The sequence below is a fragment of the Thermophagus xiamenensis genome (genome assembly GCF_900112795.1).
GTDB lineage: Bacteria > Bacteroidota > Bacteroidia > Bacteroidales > Marinilabiliaceae > Thermophagus > Thermophagus xiamenensis.
Map to the genome: position 1 here is coordinate 1 of NZ_FONA01000032.1, position 22,182 is coordinate 22,182.

Genomic DNA, 22,182 nt, shown 5'->3' on the forward strand with positions numbered 1-22,182 from the left:
AGGCAAATGTGCCTAATTTCGGGGTTTTTTGTTTGCTCAAAGATAGTGATAATAGCTTTTCCGTCAAAGAAATAGAGTATTTCGGAATTTCCCTACTTGCAGGAAAGAATTATATTATTGATTATTATTATTTTGTTCTATAACCTTAAGCCTATCTAAGTCTTCTTTTTGGAATAAAGTGGGATAATCTTCCATAAATCGGTCCATCACGGCTCGCATAACCGATTCACGCATGAAACGAGCCTTATTTTTTATCTTATAACGTTTACAATAAACCTCAAAAGCTTCCAACTCTTTGTCATTCATCAGGAAAGTAGCTTTGTGTTTACGTTTCAAAGCTTCATCACGGTTAATTTTCTTGGAAGAACTATTGCCGTATTTGGCCATATCAATCGAATCTTTTTTAACGGCACAAAAATAAATAAAAATTAATGAATTACACAGAATGAGGAATTAATCCTAAAACCCCTCTTAATTGGCCAACAAAGTCACATTCTTAATACCTATTCCTGTCCATCGCCCTATACCACCTTCGATATTGGTTTCGATGCGATTACCATTAAAAGCAAAAGGATTTTCTTGATTAAACATATCAACAAAAAGGCTGTTAAGAACCTGATAAGATGTAGCATTTATAGTACCAACAATCAGTTCAATGGTATCTCTACGGTCAAACACATATCCCTCATAATTTTCGTAAACCATAGATTCTGTGTTGTTAAAATATGATTTAAATTTGGAACTACTTAACAAACGAAGCCAAACCAAACCTTGCTGTGAATTTTTCACCTTATAAACCGGATTGAAAGAAGGATGAAAATCTTCTTGAGCAAGATGGCTTTTCATCCTTGTAAATAAAAATAGTTCTCCGTGCTTCGATGCATCAATGGCAACCTCCCAAAATCCGGTACTATCATTTACTTCGATGAATCGAGAACCTACGATTTCCACAGCAGGGGGAATCATTGTTTCGGCACTCAAAGTCTGCCCCATTACCTCAACTTTAATACGGTAAAAAATACCTTCCTGGCCTTTAATGTCAACACTTTTATATACGAAAGGCGGGAAAAACCGGTTTTCACGAAAAAGCGTCAAAACCTCTTCTTCGCCTAAAGAAGAAGTAAGAGTTATTTTTGCATAATTAAGAAACGAGGCCCTTATTGATGCTGAGTCGTATTGTGTAAGAAAAGGCGAACTCATGGTTAAAAATATATGAGCGGGTTGACCTGTTTCGATATATCCATCCACCACGATTTTTTTTTGATAAGCCGGTTGTTCCAGCTCTATCTCCTTTTGACAAGAAAGTGAAATCAAGCAAGCAAATACCATTAGCGGCAAAATCTTTTTCATAACAATAAAAACATCTTTCAGGACAGAACTGGCACTAAATAATTTTTAAACCCGATATCGCATAAAACATATTAAAATTCGAATTTCCAACTTAACGAAGGCATTATTGGGAAAAGCGAAATTTGCCTGGCCTTAATATCAATATCATAATTATTATTGCCTTTAGATACATGGTAAAATAAAAAATAGGGATTGGCTCTGTTATAGACATTAATTATCGAAAAATTAATTACCGACTCTTTAAAGGTACGACTTTTTAGCCTAAATGATGTAGAAATGTCAAGGCGATGATATGGTGGCAAACGAAAATTATTAAATCCATCATAATCATTCATAATACTTCCCATGATCCACATTCTTCCTGCCGGTAAAGTCATAGCAATACCTGTAGCATAAGTCCAGTTTGCCGATAAGTACCACTTTTTAGAAAGCTCACAATTTATTAGAAACGTTAGGTCATGAGTCCTGTCAAATTTATCGTTGAACCATTCCCCATTAAAGATATCACTAAAAGACCGTTCCGATTTTGATAAAGTATAATTGATAGCCCCCTGGAATATTCCGGCTCTTTTATTCATTGAAAATTCCACACCGTAAGCTCTACCCTTCCCTGTATAAAATAAATCTTCAAAATTCAACACTTCCCTATCTAAAAGCATATTAAATAACAACTGATTTTTCATTATCCGGGCAAATACACCAAGCATTAAAGAATAGTTAGGCCTAGACTTTTCGTACTGTACCGACCACTGATGACCTAATTGGGGCTTTAGGCGTGGCGATGCCATCATCCATAGGTCGTTAGGCAGAGGCATTGTACTTAAAGCAGCTAAATGACGAGGCTGAACCGCTCTTGTCCAGGCAATTTTATAATGATTTTTTCTTGGTGCAGCGTAAGCCAAAGAAATAGAAGAATTCCAAAGCCAATAGTGGTCAACAATAATTCCGGCACTAACCTCTTCGGTATAATTATCATCCACATACTTATAAGGTCCCAAAGAAGCATAATAATACCCTCTAATGCCTGCATAAAGGGAAACTTTAGGCAATGGCTTATAGGTATCTTCAACAAACCAAGTAATGTCAAAATTCCGAAAAATATTCCTGCTTTGAATGGTATCGCTCAATGTCTCCCAGTATATATCCTGCGGAAGGGTTTTGTAATTGGAAGTGCCAATCCCGTATTTTATTGTATGGTAACGATATTGCTTCAATTGTTCGACGTTCAAAGATAACTTTTGGTGCCAGCTTTTAAAGCTAAGGGGGTTATGAATGATTTTTCCATTAAAATCGGACCGGGTGTAGGTATAATCAGCCAAAACCTTAAGTAAACCGTTTTCCCCAATTCGTTTTACCCATTGCATTGAAAGGGCTTTATTGCTATAGTTTGTTCCGGCATCATATCCCACATCGTCATTGTCAATACTAAAATTATCGTTTCCCATATACCAGCTCAAGTTAAACCGAGATCCAGGGGAATGATTTAAGACCAATCTTCCATTAAAATCATAAAACCGATAAAAACTTTGAGAAAAATAATTATTATCCTCATCCACAAAAAGCGATGAAGCTTCACGATAGAGTTCTAAAAAGCTACGACGTACTCCACCGGTAACACCCCATTTTTTATTTTTGCTTTGAAGGGCAAAAGTTAAATTAGAAGCTATATTACCAATAGATCCCTTTGCAAATTGATTTTCATATAAAGGGTTAGCAGAAACGACCGAAATAGCAGAGGAAAGGGCACTGCGTAAAGAAACGGGTGAATGCCCTTTAAAAACCTCGGCACGGCTTGTGATGAGTGGATTAAACACCGAGAAAACTCCCATGAGATGAACAGGATTTAATAGTTCCATCCCATCGAGCAAAAAGCTATTTTGTCCCGGGCTACCACCTCTTACAAATACTCCACCAATGCCTTCACTTACCGATTGAATTCCCGGCAATTGCCGAAGAGCGCCAACCACATCGGCCTCACCAAGAAGCATAGGAATACGAAAGATATCTTTGGATTGTATGGAACTTGTTGCCGGCAAGGCAGGGTTTAGAACGGTTTCACGTTGTCCTTTCACTTCTACTTCATGGGTTATAACTTCCTTTTTTTGTAAAAAGATGGTGATAGAATCATTATTGTCAATAAAAATTCGTTGAGTCACAAAAGCGGCATGACTTATAATCAACAACTCGTGAGCATCCAAACAAATTTCAAATTTTCCGGATTGATCAGTAATAGTGCCTTGTTCGGAACGGGATGCCCAAATATGTACATCAGGAATAGGTTGATGGTTTTGAGCCTGCCGCACCCGGCCTTTGATACACTTGTTTTGAGCTGTAAATTCAACAGCTGCTACAAGAAAGTAAAAACAAAAAAAGCAAAATTTATAAATCATTCTATGCCTTTAAAAGCATACCTAAATAAACATAATAGAAAAAAGGGAGACCATGCTTATCGTCACAGTCTCCCCAATCTTTTTTCCCGATTTTAATTATTGTTGTGATAAACCATAACTGTCTTCCAAAGCATTGATCAAATCATTAGCCTCTTCGATAAAGTCAGCAAAGCTCGTCTCTGAAAAGAATGAATCATCCACATATGAGCCATCGCCAAATTTAAACCTCAGATCTATATCCCAAAAACTTTGCTCCTGGCCATTTACATAACCTGGATATTCACGAGCATAAAATTCAGACATAGCTATGATTTCATTCTTATCATTGTATTTCACGTAAAGCTTAAAATTATTATTCAAAACCTCAGCAAAAGATTCGGAATATTCCTTTCCTCCTTCACTTTCATTTTCATTATATTGATCTTCGAAGTTATCAATCTCTTTCCAATTGATAATGCCTTGAAATTTTATATTGTCAACAATAATCCAGATGTTGGAAGCTTCAATAATTCCCGCATCATAAGCGGATTCAAAATCATCATATTGTTCTAAAACATCAAAATCAAAATCTCCGGTACTTTCAAAATGAGTTGTAATTATATTATCATCATTAAAAGTAAAGGCCTGATCGTAAATAACTTTGCTATCGGTTCTGCTAGCTGAAGTAGCAATTTTATATTCCTCTAACGAGTAATTATACTCAACAGTAACAGGATTCCCATCATCGTCGTAGTCGGCGCTAAAATTAAAATCCATAAGCAGTTTATCATCCACTGTAAGAGAAATGGATAAAGTTTTTAGCAAATCTAATGCAAAATAATTGTTTTCATCATCCACTTGAGAATTACCTATTACAACACTACTAAAATTGGTAATTGAAAGAACAGCATTGTTTTCATCACTACCTTCCGTTGGGAAATAAAAAATAATTTGACCATCTGCATCTTCTTTATCCCAGTAATAATCATCGGAATTGTAAGAATAAATACCTGCAAGTTCGTTAAATTGCGATTGTAACAGTCCTGTTTCTGCCAGTTCCGATTTCAGGTTAAATGCGGCATCAGCCCCATCCTTTAAGTTTACTACAGGTTGTAAGGCACGATACAGTTGCTGATTATCCGGGATAATACCATCTGAAAGGGCAAAAAATTGCTGAATGACGTTTATAGCCTCCAGGTTGGCCAAACCATCTAATTTTTCAACAACATTAATTCCCGACTGCTCAAGATTTTCTTTGTGTTCTTCAACGGATAAATCACTAATTTTTTCGCCATCATTGTCGTTGTTATCCTCACACCTAATAAACAATGATGCAACAACCAGTAAGACAAAAAAGACGTTAATTGATTTCATAGTTAATTTTATTTTAATTCCTATTAATTATATGGTTTATACGCAATTATAATTTCGACATAAACAACAATTGTTTGCTATTGGTTTACAAAAAACAGAAAAAATTATCAACAATATTAATTTTTCTTTAGGGTCATACCACTTTATTTTTTCCTGATATGAATCGCCAACTCCACCACTGACCTTCAATTTAAACCGTAAAGTTGTTGTGTGATCAATGTATTGCGTTTTAATATTTACTTACCTTGGGGGGTTTAGCACCAATAAATCGGCCAAGCGTTATAAGAGTATTACAAACATAAAGTTTTTAGCCGACATTTCCATCGGCAATAATTCTTGAATAATTATCATTTCTTATTTGGATATATATTTGCCTGTTAATCCAATTGAAAGCGAAAGGTGGTTTTAACAATAATTTCTTTCCGAAGCTCATTTACCATTGACTTTTTTATGCGGCAAGCCGCCGGGAAGCTTAGAAAAATCCTGGTAAAAGTTATCTATCACGGTTAAATTAAAATCCATAGATGACTTTGCTGTCAGAAAAGCAGAGGAACATCAAGCGTTAGTCGTAGACTTGTCAAAAGACAGGGTGATTAAAGGTAGAGGAAGTTCTCAGCAGCGATAGTATCAAAGAGTCCTGGAAGGCATTGAAACACAAAAACCATCAGGCTCAGGCAAATGGTCAAGGATAAGTGACCACCATATATTAAATAATGAATCGTAGGTGCGTAAACCAAGCTCATGCAGTATTTTGAGGTTATACTGGCGTTTTTTGGCATTCTCCTGCCCGGCAGGGAGAAGTGATTGCATGGCTGGAGAGGGTAAAATGTCGCCTGGAGGCGGCAAAACTTCTGCAGGACGGCTCAAAGATTGGCAGGAAGGGGTGAACTAGCGGCAGGAAAGTGCGAAAGCACGGCAGGAGAACGCGAAAAGTGTCGGGCGTGCCCATTTTTTAGCAGGACAGACTGACTAATTGCCAGTGAAGGTCTCAAAAGCAAAAGGATAATGTTTTAACTGACATAACCGGTATTTTTTTGCCAGGAAGCTCAGCGTTTTGCCAGGGAAGTGAAAAATTCGTCCGGACGCTCATCAAGGGGACCTGATAATTACCAGACAACCATAGAATTGTTTTTATCGAATGATAGTGCAACAAATATATTCCTTACCCGAATTCTAACAATCCCCGGTTGCTATAAAAATTATTCAACTACTTTCCCTAATTTCCTAAAACAAATACCAAGGCTGATTTCCAGCCAACTACTTCTTATATTATCAGCATCATCGCTATTGGAATGCAAATTATAATGATAACGACCTTCAACGGAAATTCTCAGTTTTCCAAGCATAAGTCCATAATCTATGCCACCGGCCAAACCAAATAACGTACGACGATCAAAGATAACATCACTATGATTACCCAATACCATTTGAAGATAAGATCCAACATTAATGGCCAAATCATTTCGAGAGCCAAAGGGAAATCTAAACCTGGTCATAAATGGTGTGTGAATATAACTGTAATCGTATTCTGTATCATTTGAATCAAAAAATAATCTTGAATAATTTACTTCAGCAAGCAACCCCATGTTTTTGGTTTGCATATGAAGATACCTAACTCCTAAAGAAGGGCCCCGAAAATTACTACCTTCATCATCTAAAGATATATAAGCGGTAGAAGATACTGCAGAAGTCCTGACTCCAATTTCAGAAAAAGGGCGGAAACCATCTTGAGCGCTTACCCATTGCAAACTAAAAATACAAATAATAAGTAAAGAAACGGGGAACCTAACCATTAGTATATAAATTTATTCGTATGAACCATTTTTATCTAAACTACCATGCTTTTCTTTTATTCCAACATTGGTAAAAAAAATTGCATACTTTTCAATGCGCCCTTCTTTACCCATAAAAGAAATAGGATTACAATATAATATATAAATCCAAAAGGTTAATCCAGTTTTAACACATTAATAAATGCCTTTTGCGGGACCTCTACGTTGCCCACCTGCTTCATCCTTTTTTTACCCTTTTTTTGCTTTTCAAGCAGTTTTCTTTTACGGGTAATATCTCCACCATAACATTTAGCGGTCACATCTTTCCGAAGCGCTTTTACAGTTTCACGAGCAATAATTTTTGCCCCGATAGCAGCTTGAATGGCTACGTCAAACTGTTGTCTGGGAATAAGCTCTTTTAACTTTTCACACATACGCCGCCCTAAGGGATATGCATTGTCAAAATATGTTAGAGTAGACAAAGCATCTACCGGATCGCCGTTTAGGAGAATATCCAGCTTAACAAGTTTGGAAGTTCTGTAACCTGTTGTGTAATAATCGAACGAAGCATACCCTTTAGAGATACTCTTCAACTTATCATAAAAATCAAAAACGATTTCAGCCAATGGCATATCAAAACTTAATTCTACCCGGTCAGAGGTAAGATAATGTTGATTAATCAATTCGCCTCGTTTCCCAAGACATAGAGTCATAATAGGACCAATAAATTCGGAACGGGTAATTATTTGTGCCCTAATATAAGGTTCCTCAACATGGTCTATAACAGTTGGTTCAGGCAACCCTGAAGGATTATGAACTTCCATAACATCACCCTGCTTGGTATATACCTTGTAGGGGACATTGGGAACCGTAGTAATTACATCCATATTAAATTCACGGTCTAACCGTTCCTGAACGATCTCCATATGAAGCATTCCAAGGAATCCGCATCTGAATCCGAACCCGAGAGCAACTGAGGATTCGGGCTGAAAAGTAAGAGATGCATCATTAAGTTGTAACTTTTCAATTGCAGCTCGCAAATCCTCATAATCATCTGTATCAATTGGATACACGCCTGCAAAAACCATGGGTTTAACCTCCTCAAACCCGGAAATAGCTTTAGAACAAGGTCGATCCACATGGGTAATGGTGTCGCCCACTCTCACCTCTCTACTGGTTTTTATCCCGGAAATTATGTATCCTACATCCCCTGTACTTAATTCATCGCGTGGCACCATTTCCAATTTCAAAACACCTATTTCATCAGCTTCATATTCTTTACCGGTATTAAAGAATTTCACTTTATCTCCTTTCCTAATCTTTCCATTAACCACTTTAAAATATGCAATAATTCCCCTGAAGCTATTAAAAACAGAATCGAAAATAAGGGCTTGCAAGGGAGCATCAGGGTCTCCGGTAGGTGGTGGAACACGCTCTACAATAGCATTTAAAATTTCTTCAGCACCCATACCGGTTTTACCACTGGCTCTAATAATTTCAGAACGGTCACACCCAATGAGATCTATAATCTGATCTTCAACTTCATCGGGCATGGCGCTTTCCATATCCATTTTATTGAGAACAGGAATAATAGTTAAGTTATGCTCAACGGCCAGATAGAGATTACTGATCGTTTGCGCCTGAATACCTTGTGTGGCATCTACAATAAGCAAAGCACCTTCGCAAGAAGCAATAGAACGAGAAACTTCATAAGAAAAATCAACGTGCCCGGGTGTATCAATTAAATTTAAAGTATAAACCTGGCCATCTTTAGAGTATTGCATCTGAATAGCATGGCTCTTTATGGTAATACCGCGTTCTCGTTCCAAATCCATATTATCGAGAGTCTGCTCCTGAAGCTCACGCTCTGATACAGTATTGGTACGCTCCAACAATCTATCCGCCAAAGTGCTCTTTCCATGATCAATATGAGCTATAATGCAAAAATTCCGAATATTCTTCATCTACAATTTTATTTTCAATATTTTACACCCGATATATTATCGTTAAACCCAAAAAACTTTATGATTTTAGGCTCAAAAAATTATCAACTTGCAAAGATATTTAAATAATGTATTTATCAGTGGTATGATTAAACATTCACAATAAATCATTGGTGAGAAATTTAAGGTTTTTCATCAACAATATTGGGTGTTAAACCATAAAAAGTTACGATCAAATAGAAACTGCCTTAACTTTCAGCCAAAACAAAGCTTTTTACAATTAGATGTTTCTACTGCTTTTAATTAAAATGGAATCAAATGGCCTCCCACAATTCAGCAACTAAATCAATTGAACTATATTAGCCATACAAAAATACAGACATAAAAATTCATACTATGCTAAAAATAATTGTAACCGGATGCGCCGGATTTATAGGATCTCAATTAACAAAACAACTGCTAAAAGATGGTCATAATGTTATTGGGATTGACAATTTTGACCCATTCTATAGCCCATTGATTAAAAGAAATAATCTCAAAGAATGCCTTAATTATGATAATTTTACTTTTTTTGAAAATGACCTTAGAGACGAGCAAGCAGTTAAAACAATTTTTTCGAAAGGGGCTGATATAGTTGTGCACCTGGCAGGGAAAGCAGGAGTTAGGCCAAGCATCGACAAACCACAAGATTATATAGATCATAATATTACAGCAACCAGAGTGGTTTTGGATGCAATGAAATATGCCCAAATAAAAAAACTAGCTTTCGCAAGTTCTTCGTCTGTATATGGGAATAACCCGCAACGACCATGGCGTGAAGACATCAGTGTAGATAATCCAATATCACCTTATGCTTTTTCAAAAAAATCCTGTGAACTACTTAATCACACCTGGCATCATCTATTTGAAATGGATATAATTAATATGCGATTTTTTACTGTATACGGACCGGCTCAACGACCGGATTTGGCAATTCATAAATTTACCAAATTAATGTATGAAGAGAGGCCGCTCACTTTATTTGGGGATGGCTCCTCGGCCCGAGACTATACTTTTATCTCTGACACCATAAGCGGAATAAAAGGAGTAATTAATTATTTAATGTCGCACAATCATGTGTATGAAATAATAAATCTGGGAAATAATAAACCAATTTCATTAAACGACTTGGTAAAAGAAATAAGTGCAGCAACTGGAATTAAACCTAAAATTGAAAGACTTCCGATGCAGCCGGGGGATGTAGATATCACTTGTGCAGATATTTCAAAGGCTGAAAAGATGATAAATTACCAACCAAAAACTCAATTACATGAAGGCCTAAAAAAATTTGTAAACTGGTATAAAAACAATTACCAAACATTAAAAAAGGGTGTCTAAAAAGACACCCTAATATTTCAAATGCTAATTATATTACATCATTCCAGGCATTCCGCCTCCAGCCATTCCGGGGTTTGCAGCACCACCAGCCGGCTGTTCTTCTTTTTCTTCAACCAGTACACATTCAGTTGTAAGGAACATACCGGCAATTGATGCAGCATTTTCCAAAGCAACACGAGTTACTTTGGCAGGGTCTATAACGCCGGATTCGAAGAAGTCTTGATATTCATCAATACGGGCGTTGTAACCGAAAGCATCTTTTCCTTCTTTTACTTTCTGAACAATTACAGCACCTTCTTTACCGGCATTAGCCACAATTTGGCGCAAAGGCTCTTCGATAGCGCGTTTTACGATTTCAATTCCGGTATTTTGGTCTTCATTTTCGCCTTTGAGGGTTTCAAGAGCTTGGATGGCACGAATGTACGCAACCCCACCACCAGGAACAATTCCTTCTTCAACAGCAGCACGTGTAGCACTCAAGGCGTCATCAACACGGTCTTTCTTTTCTTTCATTTCAACTTCGGTAGCGGCACCAACATAAAGAACAGCTACACCTCCGGCCAATTTTGCCAAACGCTCTTGCAGTTTTTCCTTATCGTAATCTGAAGTTGTATTGGCAATTTGAGCCTTAATTTGCTGAGCACGCTGTTCAATTGCTGATTTATCACCACCACCATTTACTACAGTTGTGTTTTCTTTATCGATGGTCACTTTTTCAGCCTGCCCAAGCATGTCCATAGTAGCATTTTCCAGCTTCAAGCCGGTTTCTTCTGAAATTACTGTACCACCGGTCAATACAGCTAAATCCTGAAGCATTTCTTTACGGCGGTCACCGAAGCCAGGAGCTTTAACAGCTGCTACTTTTAATGAACCTCTCAAACGGTTAACAACCAAAGTAGCTAAGGCTTCACCATCCACATCCTCAGCGACAATAAGCAAAGGACGACCAGATTGAGCGGTTTGTTCCAATACAGGCAATAAATCCTTCATGGTACTGATCTTCTTATCATGGATCAGTATATAAGGATTATCCAATTCAGCCTGCATTTTTTCGGTATTGGTCACGAAGTAGGGAGAAATGTAACCACGGTCGAATTGCATACCTTCAACCACTTCAACGGTGGTTTCAATACCTTTGGCTTCTTCTACAGTAATAACACCTTCGTGGCCTACCTTCTCCATAGCCTGGGCAATCAAACGCCCAATTTCTTCATCATTATTAGCAGAAATACGAGCAACTTGTTCGATTTTGCTATTATCAGCACCAATGACTTTAGCCTGGCTACGAATACTTTCGACGACTTTAGAAACTGCAAGGTCAATTCCTCTTTTCAGTTCCATTGGATTGGCGCCAGCAGTAACGTTTTTAAGACCCACCTTCACAATTGCCTGAGCAAGTACGGTGGCAGTAGTAGTACCATCACCGGCGTCATCACCAGTTTTAGAAGCCACCTCCTTAACCATTTGGGCACCAAGGTTGGCATAAGGTTCTTTCAGTTCTACTTCTTTAGCTACGGTTACACCATCTTTGGTAATTTGGGGTGCACCGAATTTTTTATCAATTACAACATTACGACCTTTTGGGCCAAGGGTCACTTTGACAGCATTTGCCAATTGATCTATTCCCTTTTGAAGGCGCTCACGCGCGTCGATATCAAATTTTATCTCTTTTGCCATATCTAAAAATTTTGTAATGATTTTAGTTTTTTGAGTTATTCAATGTAAAGGATGTCACTTTGTGAGATGAGTAAATAATCCTCACCATCGATATTCAATTCGGTCCCGGCATATTTTCCATACAATACCACATCACCGGGTTTTACTTCCATAGGTTCATCTTTTTTAGCAGCACCGATTAAAACCACTTCACCTTTAAGTGGTTTTTCCTTTGCTGAGTCGGGAATGATAATTCCACTAGAAGTTTTTTCTTCGGCTGCTTGTGGTTTTACCAAAACCTTTCCAGCAAGAACTTTTCCTTTCAACGTTGACATTTCCTTATTTATTTAGACGTTAAACAAATTAATTATTCCGCCATCCTCTTAATCACAAACTGTGCCAAAGCTTCATGAAAGAGAATTCTGAAATATGACCGACACTATTTCAGTTGAACTCCTTACCCAATTAATTTTCAACCATTAACCCAAATAAAAATCAAGTCACAAAATAATTTTTCAGACTTTTAGAGAGATAATTCACCTTGATAATGAAAGTTAATAAATAAGAGATAAATGAAATTCATTGAAAAAAAAGCCATTGTTGTTGTCAAACATCTTTTTAGGAATGAACCATCTTTAATCAAATCATCCAATAAATAACAAACAATTGGGCCATTTCCCTTTTTAAATTATACATGGTGGAATTTTTATAAATCCAGGGGCTGAAATGTATTGTAAAAGAAAATTATTGTTTCAATCAGCGTAATAATTACTTAAGTTACTGGTTGAATGCAATTCTCACGACCATTTTTTTGCATGCCTTTATTGTGTTATAATCTTTCCTGTTCATGATGATTTCATCAATAATAATTCATTGGTCAAATGAGGATCGCATGATTTTACAAATTTGTTTTTGTTGGGATAAAAAGCTCTAAATTCGTTTAATTATCAAATATATTATAGCTTTTATATTTCTATATAAAAAAAAGTGTCAGCTTGGCTGACACTTTGTCATCGGACTGACAAAATCCTGAATTTATAAACTATCTTGAGACGTAGCGTCTGTTCCGGAAGCCTCGCCTTCACCAATACCAAAATTAGGTAATTCTTGAGTAGGAAGACTTAAATTTTGAATCTCTTCATCAATGGCAGCTCCCGACTGAGTAGAGCCACTTGGTAAAACCATAACCGCAACTAGCGAAAGAACTAAAAGAGAGGCGGCAAGCGTCCAGGTAGCTTTTTCCAAAAAATCGGCAGTTTTGCGCACACCCATAACTTGATTGGAGGCCGAAAAATTAGAAGCTAATCCCCCACCCTTGGAATTTTGAACCAATACAATTAATATCAACAATATACTAACTAATATTACCAAAACAGAAACAAACTGATACATATTTTCTTAATTACTGATTATTAATAAGATCTTCCATTTCTTTTATACGGTTTGCAAAGTAAACACTTTTTTCGGGATATTTCAAACGTAATCGTTCAAATATCTCAATGGCTTTTTGGTAACGTCCTTGTTTAATATGAATGTTGGCAAGTGTTTCGGTCATTAAATCATCACTCTCCTGCACACTTCTTAAAGAAAAATCCTCACCCGGAAGCGAATTATCATTTTTAGGAACGATACGCTTTTGACTTTCAACATTATTTAAAAAATTATCAATCAGACTCATCTTATTTTTGCGAAGGGGGTTTTCCTTGATTTTAGCTGCCTCCTCTTCAGGTTTATTTTCTTTATCTTTATTATATGGTTGATGTCTCAATAAATAAAGCCATTCTGAGAAAGAACGCCCCTGATCGAAATCTAAAACCGTATTCTGCGACGAATCGTATTCTAAAGAAAAGCCCGGGGAAGTGACATTTTTTTCATAATCTAACAAATCGGCAGCTGGCAATATCAAATTATTTGAATGTTCCTGGGGTTCTGATTGCAAGTCTTCCTCTGCACCATTCTCTGCTTGTTTTTTGGATAATTCCGAAAAACTAAGTCTTTCCCCCGTAGATGTTATTATTGCATCCTCTACATTAAAATAATTAGCATCACTACCAATTTTTGAGCTTTTTTCATCTAAAACTTTTTCTTGATTACTATTTTGAAGCTCTTTAATCGGCGAATCCTTATCTTTCTTTTTTGTCAGGACATCACCATCATCTTCCAACGGTAAATCTGATGTCAGTTTCGATTCTTGGTTATTGGAAAGATCAGAATCTTTTTTATTCGTAGAATCCGTAACTTGGGGCTTTGCAACCAGCTCCGTATTATTAATTAAAAAAAATAATTTGGATCTATCGGGAATAAAGGCCGCAGCCAGTTTAAGTTCACTGTTAAACCGGATATGGTCCAGCAAATGAAGATTTTTGACCCATAACATTCTTCCTGCCTGAAAAAAAGGATAAGTTTCTAGAACCTCTTTTAACATATCCAGAGTTTGGTCACTTAATTTATTTGGGTCAGACAGCAGATCAATCAAACGCATTCGGGCCATGATTTCATCGTTTACCAGTCAGCAAAAGCTTTATTAAAAATATTTTCAGTAAGTTCCTCTACAATTTCACTTACCAATTCGTCCTCTATTGCAGTAATATTCTGTTCACTTGGGAAATCGCGATAAGCTGAAAATGATGACTCCCAACTTTTTTCAGGATCTCTAAAATTTTCGTATCTAACGTTGATTCTAACCGTTAAACGTGTCTCAGCCGAAACGGCATCAGCCTGAATGGCTAAGGGCGTTGTTTCATAAGCCACAATTTCTCCGGAAAAATCCACATCGCCTGTTTCTTCAGCCAAAGTTAACCTGGAACCATTTATCACTCTGTCTTTTAGAGCCTCTGTTAGCGTTTGACTCAATACAGGATTGATATATGCCGCACGATTATCAAAAGTTTGGACAGATGCTGTATGAACATTTTCGGGAATCGAAGCTCCGTCAAACGTAAGTTGTACGGCACATCCTTGAATAAAAATGAATAAAAGGATTATGCCACCCCCCCGAATTTTATGACGATTAAAAACCAACCTTATCATATGAGTATTTTACATTAAGTAATATCAATTAGAACTAAAAAATCTTTTACTTTCAGATATTTGAAAAAAATCAAACCACCACTATAAACAAAACTAACCTTCAATATTATGCTCTTTAATTTTTCTGTAAAGGGTTCGTTCCGAAATGCCAAGTTCTTTGGCAGCCTGTTTTCGCTTTCCTCCATGTTTTTCTAATGCTTTTTTTATCAGTTCTACCTCTTTTTCTTCCAAAGAAAGCGACTCTTCCACAAACTCTTCAGTATCTTCAATATTATGATGTTCGGAATGTTGACCAGGATGATTATTGCCGGAATTTTGGTTAAAATGAACTACCGATCTATTTTTAATTAATTGTGCAGTATTTAAATCTTGCGCAACACCGTGATAAAGATTTTGAATAATTTCGGCATTTTCTCCTTTCAAGCCTACATCATGGCCGTGTTGCAGAATTTCTAACACTAATTTTTTAAGGTCATTCATATCCCTTTTCATATCAAACAGCACCTTGTACAATATTTCCCTTTCATTGGCAAAATCAGAACTTCCCAGGTGTTGTTCATTACTGCCAACCAATGCGGGAAGATTATCTCCAGAATGAAAAGGAAGATATTTTTCCAATTCAGCCGCAGTTAACACACGTTTCTGTTCAATAATAGATATTTGTTCCGTGATATTCTTAAGTTGCCTAATGTTACCGGGCCAGCGATATCGTTCTAACATTTCGCGGGCACCTTGGTCAAGTTTTACGGCCGGCATGCGATAGCGGTCGGCAAAATCGGCAGCAAACTTCCTAAACAGCAAATAAATATCTTCTACACGCTCACGCAAGGGCGGAATCTTAATGGGGACACTATTAAGACGATAATACAAGTCTTCCCTGAATTTTCCCTCTTGAATAGCCCGTTCTAAATTAACATTAGTAGCTGCAACAACACGCACATTGGTCTTTTGAATTCGAGAAGACCCTACCCGCATAAATTCACCTGTTTCAAGAACCCTAAGCAATCTAACCTGTGTAGCTAAAGGCAACTCGCCAATCTCATCCAAAAAAATTGTTCCGTCATTGGCTTCTTCAAAATATCCTTTTCGATCAGAATATGCACCTGTAAAGGCACCTTTTTCATGACCAAATAATTCGGAATCAATGGTACCTTCGGGTATAGCACCACAATTAACGGCCACGTAAGCCCCGTGTTTTCTGGCACTATGCTGATGAATAATTTGTGGAAAAACTTCTTTACCTGTTCCACTTTCACCGGTTATTAATACCGACAAATCGGTAGGTGCCACCTGAACCGCTACATCTATAGCCCTATTAAGAGCCTCTGAGTTACCTATTATCCCAAACCTTTGTTTGATTTGCTGTATATTGACCATGACCAACTGCTATTTTTTCAGTATTAACTGACAAAGTTACTATTCTTTGTCTTTTTTCCCATTTTCAAAATCATTAAAAAGGAATTTCTTTTTACTAAATCATATTTATTACTTTTAAGCCCGCTAACACCATAACCCAACATTTCCTGATTTAGAAAGTTATTTTTTCCTAATTTCAATTCCAAAAATTAATATGACGAAAATATTATTGCAATATTACCTGGTCCACCAACAAGAATAATGACAACTGATTTATTTAATTTTCAATTTGTTTAACTCATTGGTCGGGCCAAAGTCGCAATGCTCGTATCCTTTTTCAATAAAATTTATAAGACAGGTTTGGCGACTGAAATTAGAAAGGTAACAAAATTTGAAACACCTGTTATACACATTTACGATAAAAATTAAGGCCCATAGAAATACTTTAGCAAAAACTTTAATACCAAATTCTTAAATACAAGAAATAATATGGAAGTAAAAGATATACTGGGAATAATTCCTGCCAGATATGCATCGACCCGTTTCCCCGGGAAACCTTTGGCCGACATAGGTGGCAAACCAATGATTCAGCGCGTTTATGAACAAGCATCAAAAGTATTACCTCAAGTTGTTGTGGCCACCGACGATGAAAGAATAATGGAAGCTGTCAGCAATTTTGGCGGACAAGGAGTTATGACAGCCAAATCCCACAGAAGTGGAACCGACCGTTGTCAGGAAGCGCTAAATAAAACCGAAATTTTACATAACCGCTCCTACAAAGTGGTTGTCAACATACAAGGTGACGAACCCTTTATTAACCCTAAACAAATTGAAAAACTTACCTCTTGCTTCCATAATGCTGATACCGAAATTGCTACTTTAGTGAAACCACTAAAAAATCATACCGAATTATTCGATCCCAATAAACCTAAAGTGGTTATAGACAAAAACAACAATGCATTATATTTCAGCAGATCTCCAATCCCTTACCTCAGAAACATTCAATCAGAAAAATGGCACCTTCATCACAACTATTACATTCATATTGGTTTGTATGCCTATAGAACAGACGTTTTAAGAGAAATAACCTGCCTTAAACCCTCTCCTCTAGAAATAGCAGAATCTTTAGAACAACTTAGATGGATAGAAAACGGGTACATTATTACCACCCGACAAACAGAATTTGAAAGCTGGTCTATAGACACGCCAAATGATATTGAACGTTTAAAAGAGAAAGGAATACTTTAAAATGAGTATATGGTTATAAACCTCTTTAAACAACAAAAAAAATATCCGTTTATTTATTATTTATTTTCATTTTATTTAAGCATTTCAGTTCAAACAAAACAACGCCCATTAAAATATGGGATGAGCATTTTTTTATTTTTGCAAAATATAAGATTTTAAATTTATCAAATTGCAATGAGGGGGAATTCACCCACCAGTAAGGCCATAAAAAAGTTCATACTTCACCTCCATCCCCATAAAATAGATCGTAGGGCTATTGTATTTACCCGAACATTTGGCCTGGGCGGCATAGCTGCCTTGTTATTTTTCATTTTGTTTATCACAGGCATGATGTTGCGATTTGTTTATGTCCCCTCAGCCGGCCAGGCTTATGATTCCATCCTCGTTATAAAAAATGAAATTATTTTTGGGAACCTACTCCGGAATCTTCATTACTGGAGTGCTATGCTTCTAGTAATTGTGGCTTTTTTACATTTGGTCCGTGTTTTTTATTCTCAATCACTTTTTTATGAACGACGAAAAAATTGGATTTATGGACTATTGTTAATGTTCTTGGTTGTTAGTTCCAATTTTACGGGATATTTACTGCCTTGGGATCAATTATCTTACTGGGCAGTTACTATCATGACAAATCTCTTGAGCTACATTCCTCTTGTTGGAAACGGATTGGCCGATATGGTAAGAGATGGCACCACCGTTAATGAAAGAACTTTGCTAAGATTTTACCATTTTCATACAGGGTTATTACCACTAATCATGGTTATTCTAATGACTATCCATTTTTGGTTAGTACGAAAAGCCGGAGGCGTTGCCCTGCCAGAAACTGATGAAAAAACCAGCAAAGTAGCGGTTCATCCTCATCTTATTTACAAAGAGGCAGTAGTAGCTCTTTGCCTTATCCTGGCACTGTTGCTTTTTTCGATGTTTGTTGACGCCCCTTTGATGGATAAAGCCAAACCGGCGGTAAGTCCAAATCCTAGCAAGGCCCCGTGGTATTTCATGGGTTTTCAGGAATTACTCATGCATGTTCATCCACTTTTTTCATCATTCCTTATTCCTTTGAGTGTTATTTCTTTTTTAGCAGCCATTCCTTTTTTCAACTATTCTCATTTAAAACCGGGACGTTGGTTCTATTCTAAAAATGGTAAAACCATTACAATAGCCTCCGGAATATTTGCTTTTGCATATACTTTTCTATTCATCATTTTGTCAGATAAAGTTTTTGATTTTAACCATTGGTTTGCTGCTTGGCCAATAATAAATAGCACAGGGATAATTCCAACCCTTTTATATTGGGGACCTGTCTTTGGTTTTATGTATTTTTTAAATAAAAAATTAAAAGCACTTCGCATTGAGAAGGTCATTGGATGGGTAACCGTTATATTTATGGCTTATATTACCATGATGCTAATTGGTAGTTTTTTAAGAGGGGAAGGTATGCAATTAATTTTCTGAATAACAAATCACAAATGAATTGTTCAAAAAAGAATGATAAATGGCTTTAATGAAACGAGCATGACCATGAAGTTTTGTCATAATAAGAACATGTATAAACTTTATGGCATGCGAGTTCCATTAGACCAATGAATTAGATAAATTATATATTAATGAAATCTTTAAATTTAAATATTAATCGACGGAGTTTTTTTAAGAAGTTCCTTTATTCTCTTATTTCATTGCAATTTATATATGTTATAGTTCGCTTGCTCAAACCTCGGACACAAATTTTAAATCTGGAAAATTATTTTGATGCCGGCGAAATTTCTTCTTTCGAAAAAGGGAAAATATATCCATTTGGGACCCAAAAGCTTTACCTTCATCGATTAAAGGATGGAGGATTTTTAGCAGTCTCATCAAAATGTACACATTTAGGATGCACCATTGGATATAATCCTCAGAAAAAATCTTTTGAATGTCCATGCCATGCTTCAGCTTTTAATACCAATGGCGAGGTTATGTCACCACCGGCCACCCGACCGTTAGATTATTACCCCATTGTTTTCAAAGACAATCATATTCTAATAGATATCAACAATCCTCAAAGACGCAGTAAATTCAATCAATCACAAGTTAAGTACATTTAATTATGGATATCTCATCCTACCAAAAAACGGCTCGTCGATTGGGAATCATACTTGTATTTTTGCTTCCTGCCTATCTGTTGTTGAAGTACGCATTTAGTGCTCCTGAGCATCTGCCCATCCAGCAAGAAGCAACCTTTGTTGGTAAAGAAAGTTGTAAACAATGTCATTTAGCAGAATATAACGATTGGTTAGGCTCGCATCATGATAGGGCTATGGATATAGCCACTGACTCTACCGTATTGGGTGACTTCTCCGGAATAAAACTTGAAAGTCAAGGCCGAATCCATAAAATGTACAAAAAGGATAATAAATTCTTTGTTTATACCGACGGAGAAGATGGACAAATGCATGAATACGAAGTGAAATATGTTTTTGGATTCACCCCGCTTCAACAATATTTAGTTGAGTTTGATGGTGGACGTCTGCAAACTTTGCCTCTAACCTGGAATACCATTGATAGTACTTGGTATCATATGGCTGATTCTATTTATAAAGATGAAGTTATTGACCATCATAACTGGTTACACTGGACTAACCAGGCTCAAAACTGGAATAGTATGTGTGCCGAATGCCACTCTACGAATCTGGTAAAAGGCTATGACCCTGAAACTGACACCTATCATACCACCTATTCCGAAATTGACGTAAGCTGCGAGGCATGTCATGGACCGGGTTCAAATCATGTTGAATGGGCAAACCTTCCGGAATATTCCCGTCAAAACATTTCTAATTATGGGCTGATTGTAAAAACAAGTGGAATAGACAATGCCCAATATGTGGATAACTGTGTCCGTTGTCATTCCCGAAAAGCTTCTCTGGGAGATTTTGACCATTCTACTGCAAGTATTTATGACCATTCAGTCCCCAATTTACCTGAAGAACCCAGTTGGTTTATTGACGGCCAAATAAAAGATGAAGATTATGTTTATGCTTCATTTCTTCAGAGCAAAATGTATGGAAAAAATAGAGAAGTTCAATGCAACGATTGCCATAATGTACACAGCGGGGAACGATTATTCGATGACAACCGGTTGTGTACCCAATGTCATCGTAGTGACATTTATGACACTTATGAGCATCATCATCATAAATATCCTGGCGAAGAGGGTTATTCCGTAATTTCTGACGCAGGAATAAAATATGATGTTGGCTCGGGAACTGAATGTATTAATTGTCATATGCCGGGAAGATATTATATGGGCGTAGATTTTCGTAGAGATCATAGTTTTAGAATTCCTCGTCCTGATTTATCCATAAAACTCGGGACACCTAATGCATGTAATAAATGTCACACAGATAAAAGCAATGAATGGTCGGAACAACACATCACAAAATGGTTTGGTGAACGAAGAAGACGACATTATGCTGAAGCCTTTGCCGACGCTCAAAATGGGAAAATTGAAGCAGCAACAGAGCTAAAAAACATGGTTGCTGATGACCTCTTCCCGCCGAATATTCGTTGCCTTGCTATAGAAAATCTTGGAAGATATTTCCCGGACTCTCTAGAAACTATTATTGATACTTATTTAAAAGACCCCAACCCTGCATTACGTTTATCTTCTGTTCGAACGATCTTACAACCTACGGATAAAAATATAAAGCGATTATTAAGTGCTCTATCCGATCCTACCAAAGCAGTAAGAACAGAAGCTGCTCAAAAGTTAATGCAAGTTGGTGAGAATAACATCCCGCCTAAACACCAACAACTTTACAAAAAAACACTTAATGAATATAAAGAAATTTTACTTTTTAATAGTGATTTCCCTTTAGGGAAGTTTAATCTGGCAAATTTTTATTACAACCAAAATGACCTTATTAACGCTGAAAATTATTATAAAGCTGCAATGAAACAAGATAACCAGTTAAGTTTTATCAAACTCAATCTGGCATATCTTTATAACCGAAAAGGACAAAACGAAAAAGCAGAACAATTGTTTAAGGAATATCTTCAATCTGAACCTAATGACGCAGAAGCATACTATTCATTAGGCCTTCTCCTAACAGAGATGAGACGTTATAACGAGTCGTTAGATGCATTGCTAAAAGCAAAAAAACTAGCACCAAATAGACCAAGGGTCAATCATAACATTGCAATGATGTATGATTTCATGAAAGACAAACAAAAGGCTGAAGAATATTTGCGATATGAAATACAAGTTGTTAATAACCTAAACAGCCGTCTCGAACTTCTCAAATTTTATTTAGATAATAATTATGGAGAAAAAGCTTTAAGCTTAGGAGAAGAGATCTTAAAACAATACCCGGATGCTCCCGATGTAACACAAATAGTTAAACAACTAAAGCAGCAATTATCTATAACTCGTTGAATTCGCCATTTTGGAACATTATTGTGTTGAACGGTCAAAATACAAGTTTCGAAACTCAACTGCTAAAAACATGAATATTAATACATTGAACCCTACAAATTCTCATAAGTCAATACAGGATTAAAGATTTTATAGATTAAAACAATATTAACATTACCACAATTTGAAATTGGTTATATCCATGTCTTACAACATCCTATAGATACTGTTTAAAAAAGTGTGTCTGTAATAGAATAAAAAAGGTCTTCTCAGCTTAGTTTTACAAACGAAAAAATAAAAAGTATAACTAAAAAGAG

General features: G+C 36.5%; 18 protein-coding genes. 5 read left to right on the forward strand and 13 right to left on the reverse strand.

What is annotated here, in order from left to right; all coding sequences use genetic code 11:
• Nucleotides 1-114 precede the first annotated feature (114 nt).
• From BM130_RS14460 to lepA, 7 genes are all read right to left on the reverse strand, one after another.
• A complete protein-coding gene (locus tag BM130_RS14460) occupies nt 115-387 on the reverse strand; it encodes a hypothetical protein (protein WP_010528320.1) in 273 nt (90 codons plus the stop codon).
• A gap of 84 nt (nt 388-471) precedes the next feature.
• On the reverse strand, nt 472-1,350 hold the full coding sequence (locus BM130_RS14465) for a DUF4249 family protein (RefSeq protein WP_237706155.1): 879 nt from the start codon (nt 1,348-1,350) through the stop codon (nt 472-474).
• A 71-nt stretch (nt 1,351-1,421) separates the two neighbouring features.
• Entirely contained in the window at nt 1,422-3,740 is a 2,319-nt protein-coding gene (locus tag BM130_RS14470; RefSeq protein WP_010528318.1) for a TonB-dependent receptor, read from the reverse strand.
• A gap of 96 nt (nt 3,741-3,836) precedes the next feature.
• A complete protein-coding gene (locus tag BM130_RS14475) occupies nt 3,837-5,093 on the reverse strand; it encodes a hypothetical protein (RefSeq protein WP_010528317.1) in 1,257 nt (418 codons plus the stop codon).
• 627 nt (nt 5,094-5,720) lie between these two features.
• Nucleotides 5,721-5,903, reverse strand: coding sequence for a hypothetical protein (locus BM130_RS14480; RefSeq protein WP_010528316.1), 183 nt, complete (start codon nt 5,901-5,903; stop codon nt 5,721-5,723).
• A 389-nt stretch (nt 5,904-6,292) separates the two neighbouring features.
• Nucleotides 6,293-6,886 carry a porin family protein gene (locus BM130_RS14485; RefSeq protein ID WP_010528315.1) on the reverse strand — a complete coding sequence of 198 codons (594 nt, stop codon included), beginning with the start codon at nt 6,884-6,886 and terminating at the stop codon, nt 6,293-6,295.
• A 155-nt stretch (nt 6,887-7,041) separates the two neighbouring features.
• Nucleotides 7,042-8,829, reverse strand: coding sequence for a translation elongation factor 4 (lepA, locus tag BM130_RS14490; RefSeq protein ID WP_010528314.1), 1,788 nt, complete (start codon nt 8,827-8,829; stop codon nt 7,042-7,044).
• A 375-nt stretch (nt 8,830-9,204) separates the two neighbouring features.
• Between lepA and BM130_RS14495 the strand changes: the two genes are divergently transcribed.
• Nucleotides 9,205-10,185 (forward strand): GDP-mannose 4,6-dehydratase, encoded by a 981-nt coding sequence (locus BM130_RS14495; RefSeq protein WP_010528313.1) that lies wholly within the window; start codon nt 9,205-9,207, stop codon nt 10,183-10,185.
• A gap of 33 nt (nt 10,186-10,218) precedes the next feature.
• On the opposite strand, the gene groL is transcribed toward BM130_RS14495, so the two are convergent.
• The 6 genes from groL to BM130_RS14525 all read right to left on the reverse strand — a co-directional run bounded on the left by groL (nt 10,219) and on the right by BM130_RS14525 (nt 16,248).
• Nucleotides 10,219-11,862: a chaperonin GroEL gene (groL, locus tag BM130_RS14500; protein ID WP_010528312.1), complete on the reverse strand. Its 1,644-nt coding sequence runs from the start codon at nt 11,860-11,862 to the stop codon at nt 10,219-10,221.
• Nucleotides 11,863-11,897: 35 nt separating this feature from the next.
• A complete protein-coding gene (locus BM130_RS14505; protein WP_010528311.1) occupies nt 11,898-12,176 on the reverse strand; it encodes a co-chaperone GroES in 279 nt (92 codons plus the stop codon).
• Nucleotides 12,177-12,876: 700 nt separating this feature from the next.
• A complete protein-coding gene (secG, locus tag BM130_RS14510; RefSeq protein ID WP_010528310.1) occupies nt 12,877-13,233 on the reverse strand; it encodes a preprotein translocase subunit SecG in 357 nt (118 codons plus the stop codon).
• A gap of 10 nt (nt 13,234-13,243) precedes the next feature.
• Nucleotides 13,244-14,332 carry a tetratricopeptide repeat protein gene (locus BM130_RS14515; protein WP_010528309.1) on the reverse strand — a complete coding sequence of 363 codons (1,089 nt, stop codon included), beginning with the start codon at nt 14,330-14,332 and terminating at the stop codon, nt 13,244-13,246.
• 11 nt (nt 14,333-14,343) lie between these two features.
• The gene (locus tag BM130_RS14520; RefSeq protein WP_010528308.1) at nt 14,344-14,871 is read right to left on the reverse strand and encodes an LptE family protein; all 528 of its coding nucleotides are present in this window, start codon (nt 14,869-14,871) and stop codon (nt 14,344-14,346) included.
• 93 nt (nt 14,872-14,964) lie between these two features.
• Nucleotides 14,965-16,248, reverse strand: coding sequence for a sigma-54 interaction domain-containing protein (locus BM130_RS14525; protein ID WP_010528307.1), 1,284 nt, complete (start codon nt 16,246-16,248; stop codon nt 14,965-14,967).
• Nucleotides 16,249-16,716: 468 nt separating this feature from the next.
• On the opposite strand from BM130_RS14525, the gene kdsB reads away from it, so the two are divergent.
• The 4 genes from kdsB to BM130_RS14545 all read left to right on the forward strand — a co-directional run bounded on the left by kdsB (nt 16,717) and on the right by BM130_RS14545 (nt 21,886).
• Entirely contained in the window at nt 16,717-17,475 is a 759-nt protein-coding gene (gene kdsB, locus BM130_RS14530) for a 3-deoxy-manno-octulosonate cytidylyltransferase (protein WP_010528306.1), read from the forward strand.
• Between the two features lie 174 nt (nt 17,476-17,649).
• The gene (locus tag BM130_RS14535; protein WP_010528305.1) at nt 17,650-18,930 is read left to right on the forward strand and encodes a cytochrome b N-terminal domain-containing protein; all 1,281 of its coding nucleotides are present in this window, start codon (nt 17,650-17,652) and stop codon (nt 18,928-18,930) included.
• A gap of 152 nt (nt 18,931-19,082) precedes the next feature.
• Nucleotides 19,083-19,559: a QcrA and Rieske domain-containing protein gene (locus tag BM130_RS14540; protein ID WP_010528304.1), complete on the forward strand. Its 477-nt coding sequence runs from the start codon at nt 19,083-19,085 to the stop codon at nt 19,557-19,559.
• A gap of 2 nt (nt 19,560-19,561) precedes the next feature.
• Entirely contained in the window at nt 19,562-21,886 is a 2,325-nt protein-coding gene (locus BM130_RS14545; RefSeq protein WP_010528303.1) for a multiheme c-type cytochrome, read from the forward strand.
• Nucleotides 21,887-22,182: the final 296 nt, after the last annotated feature.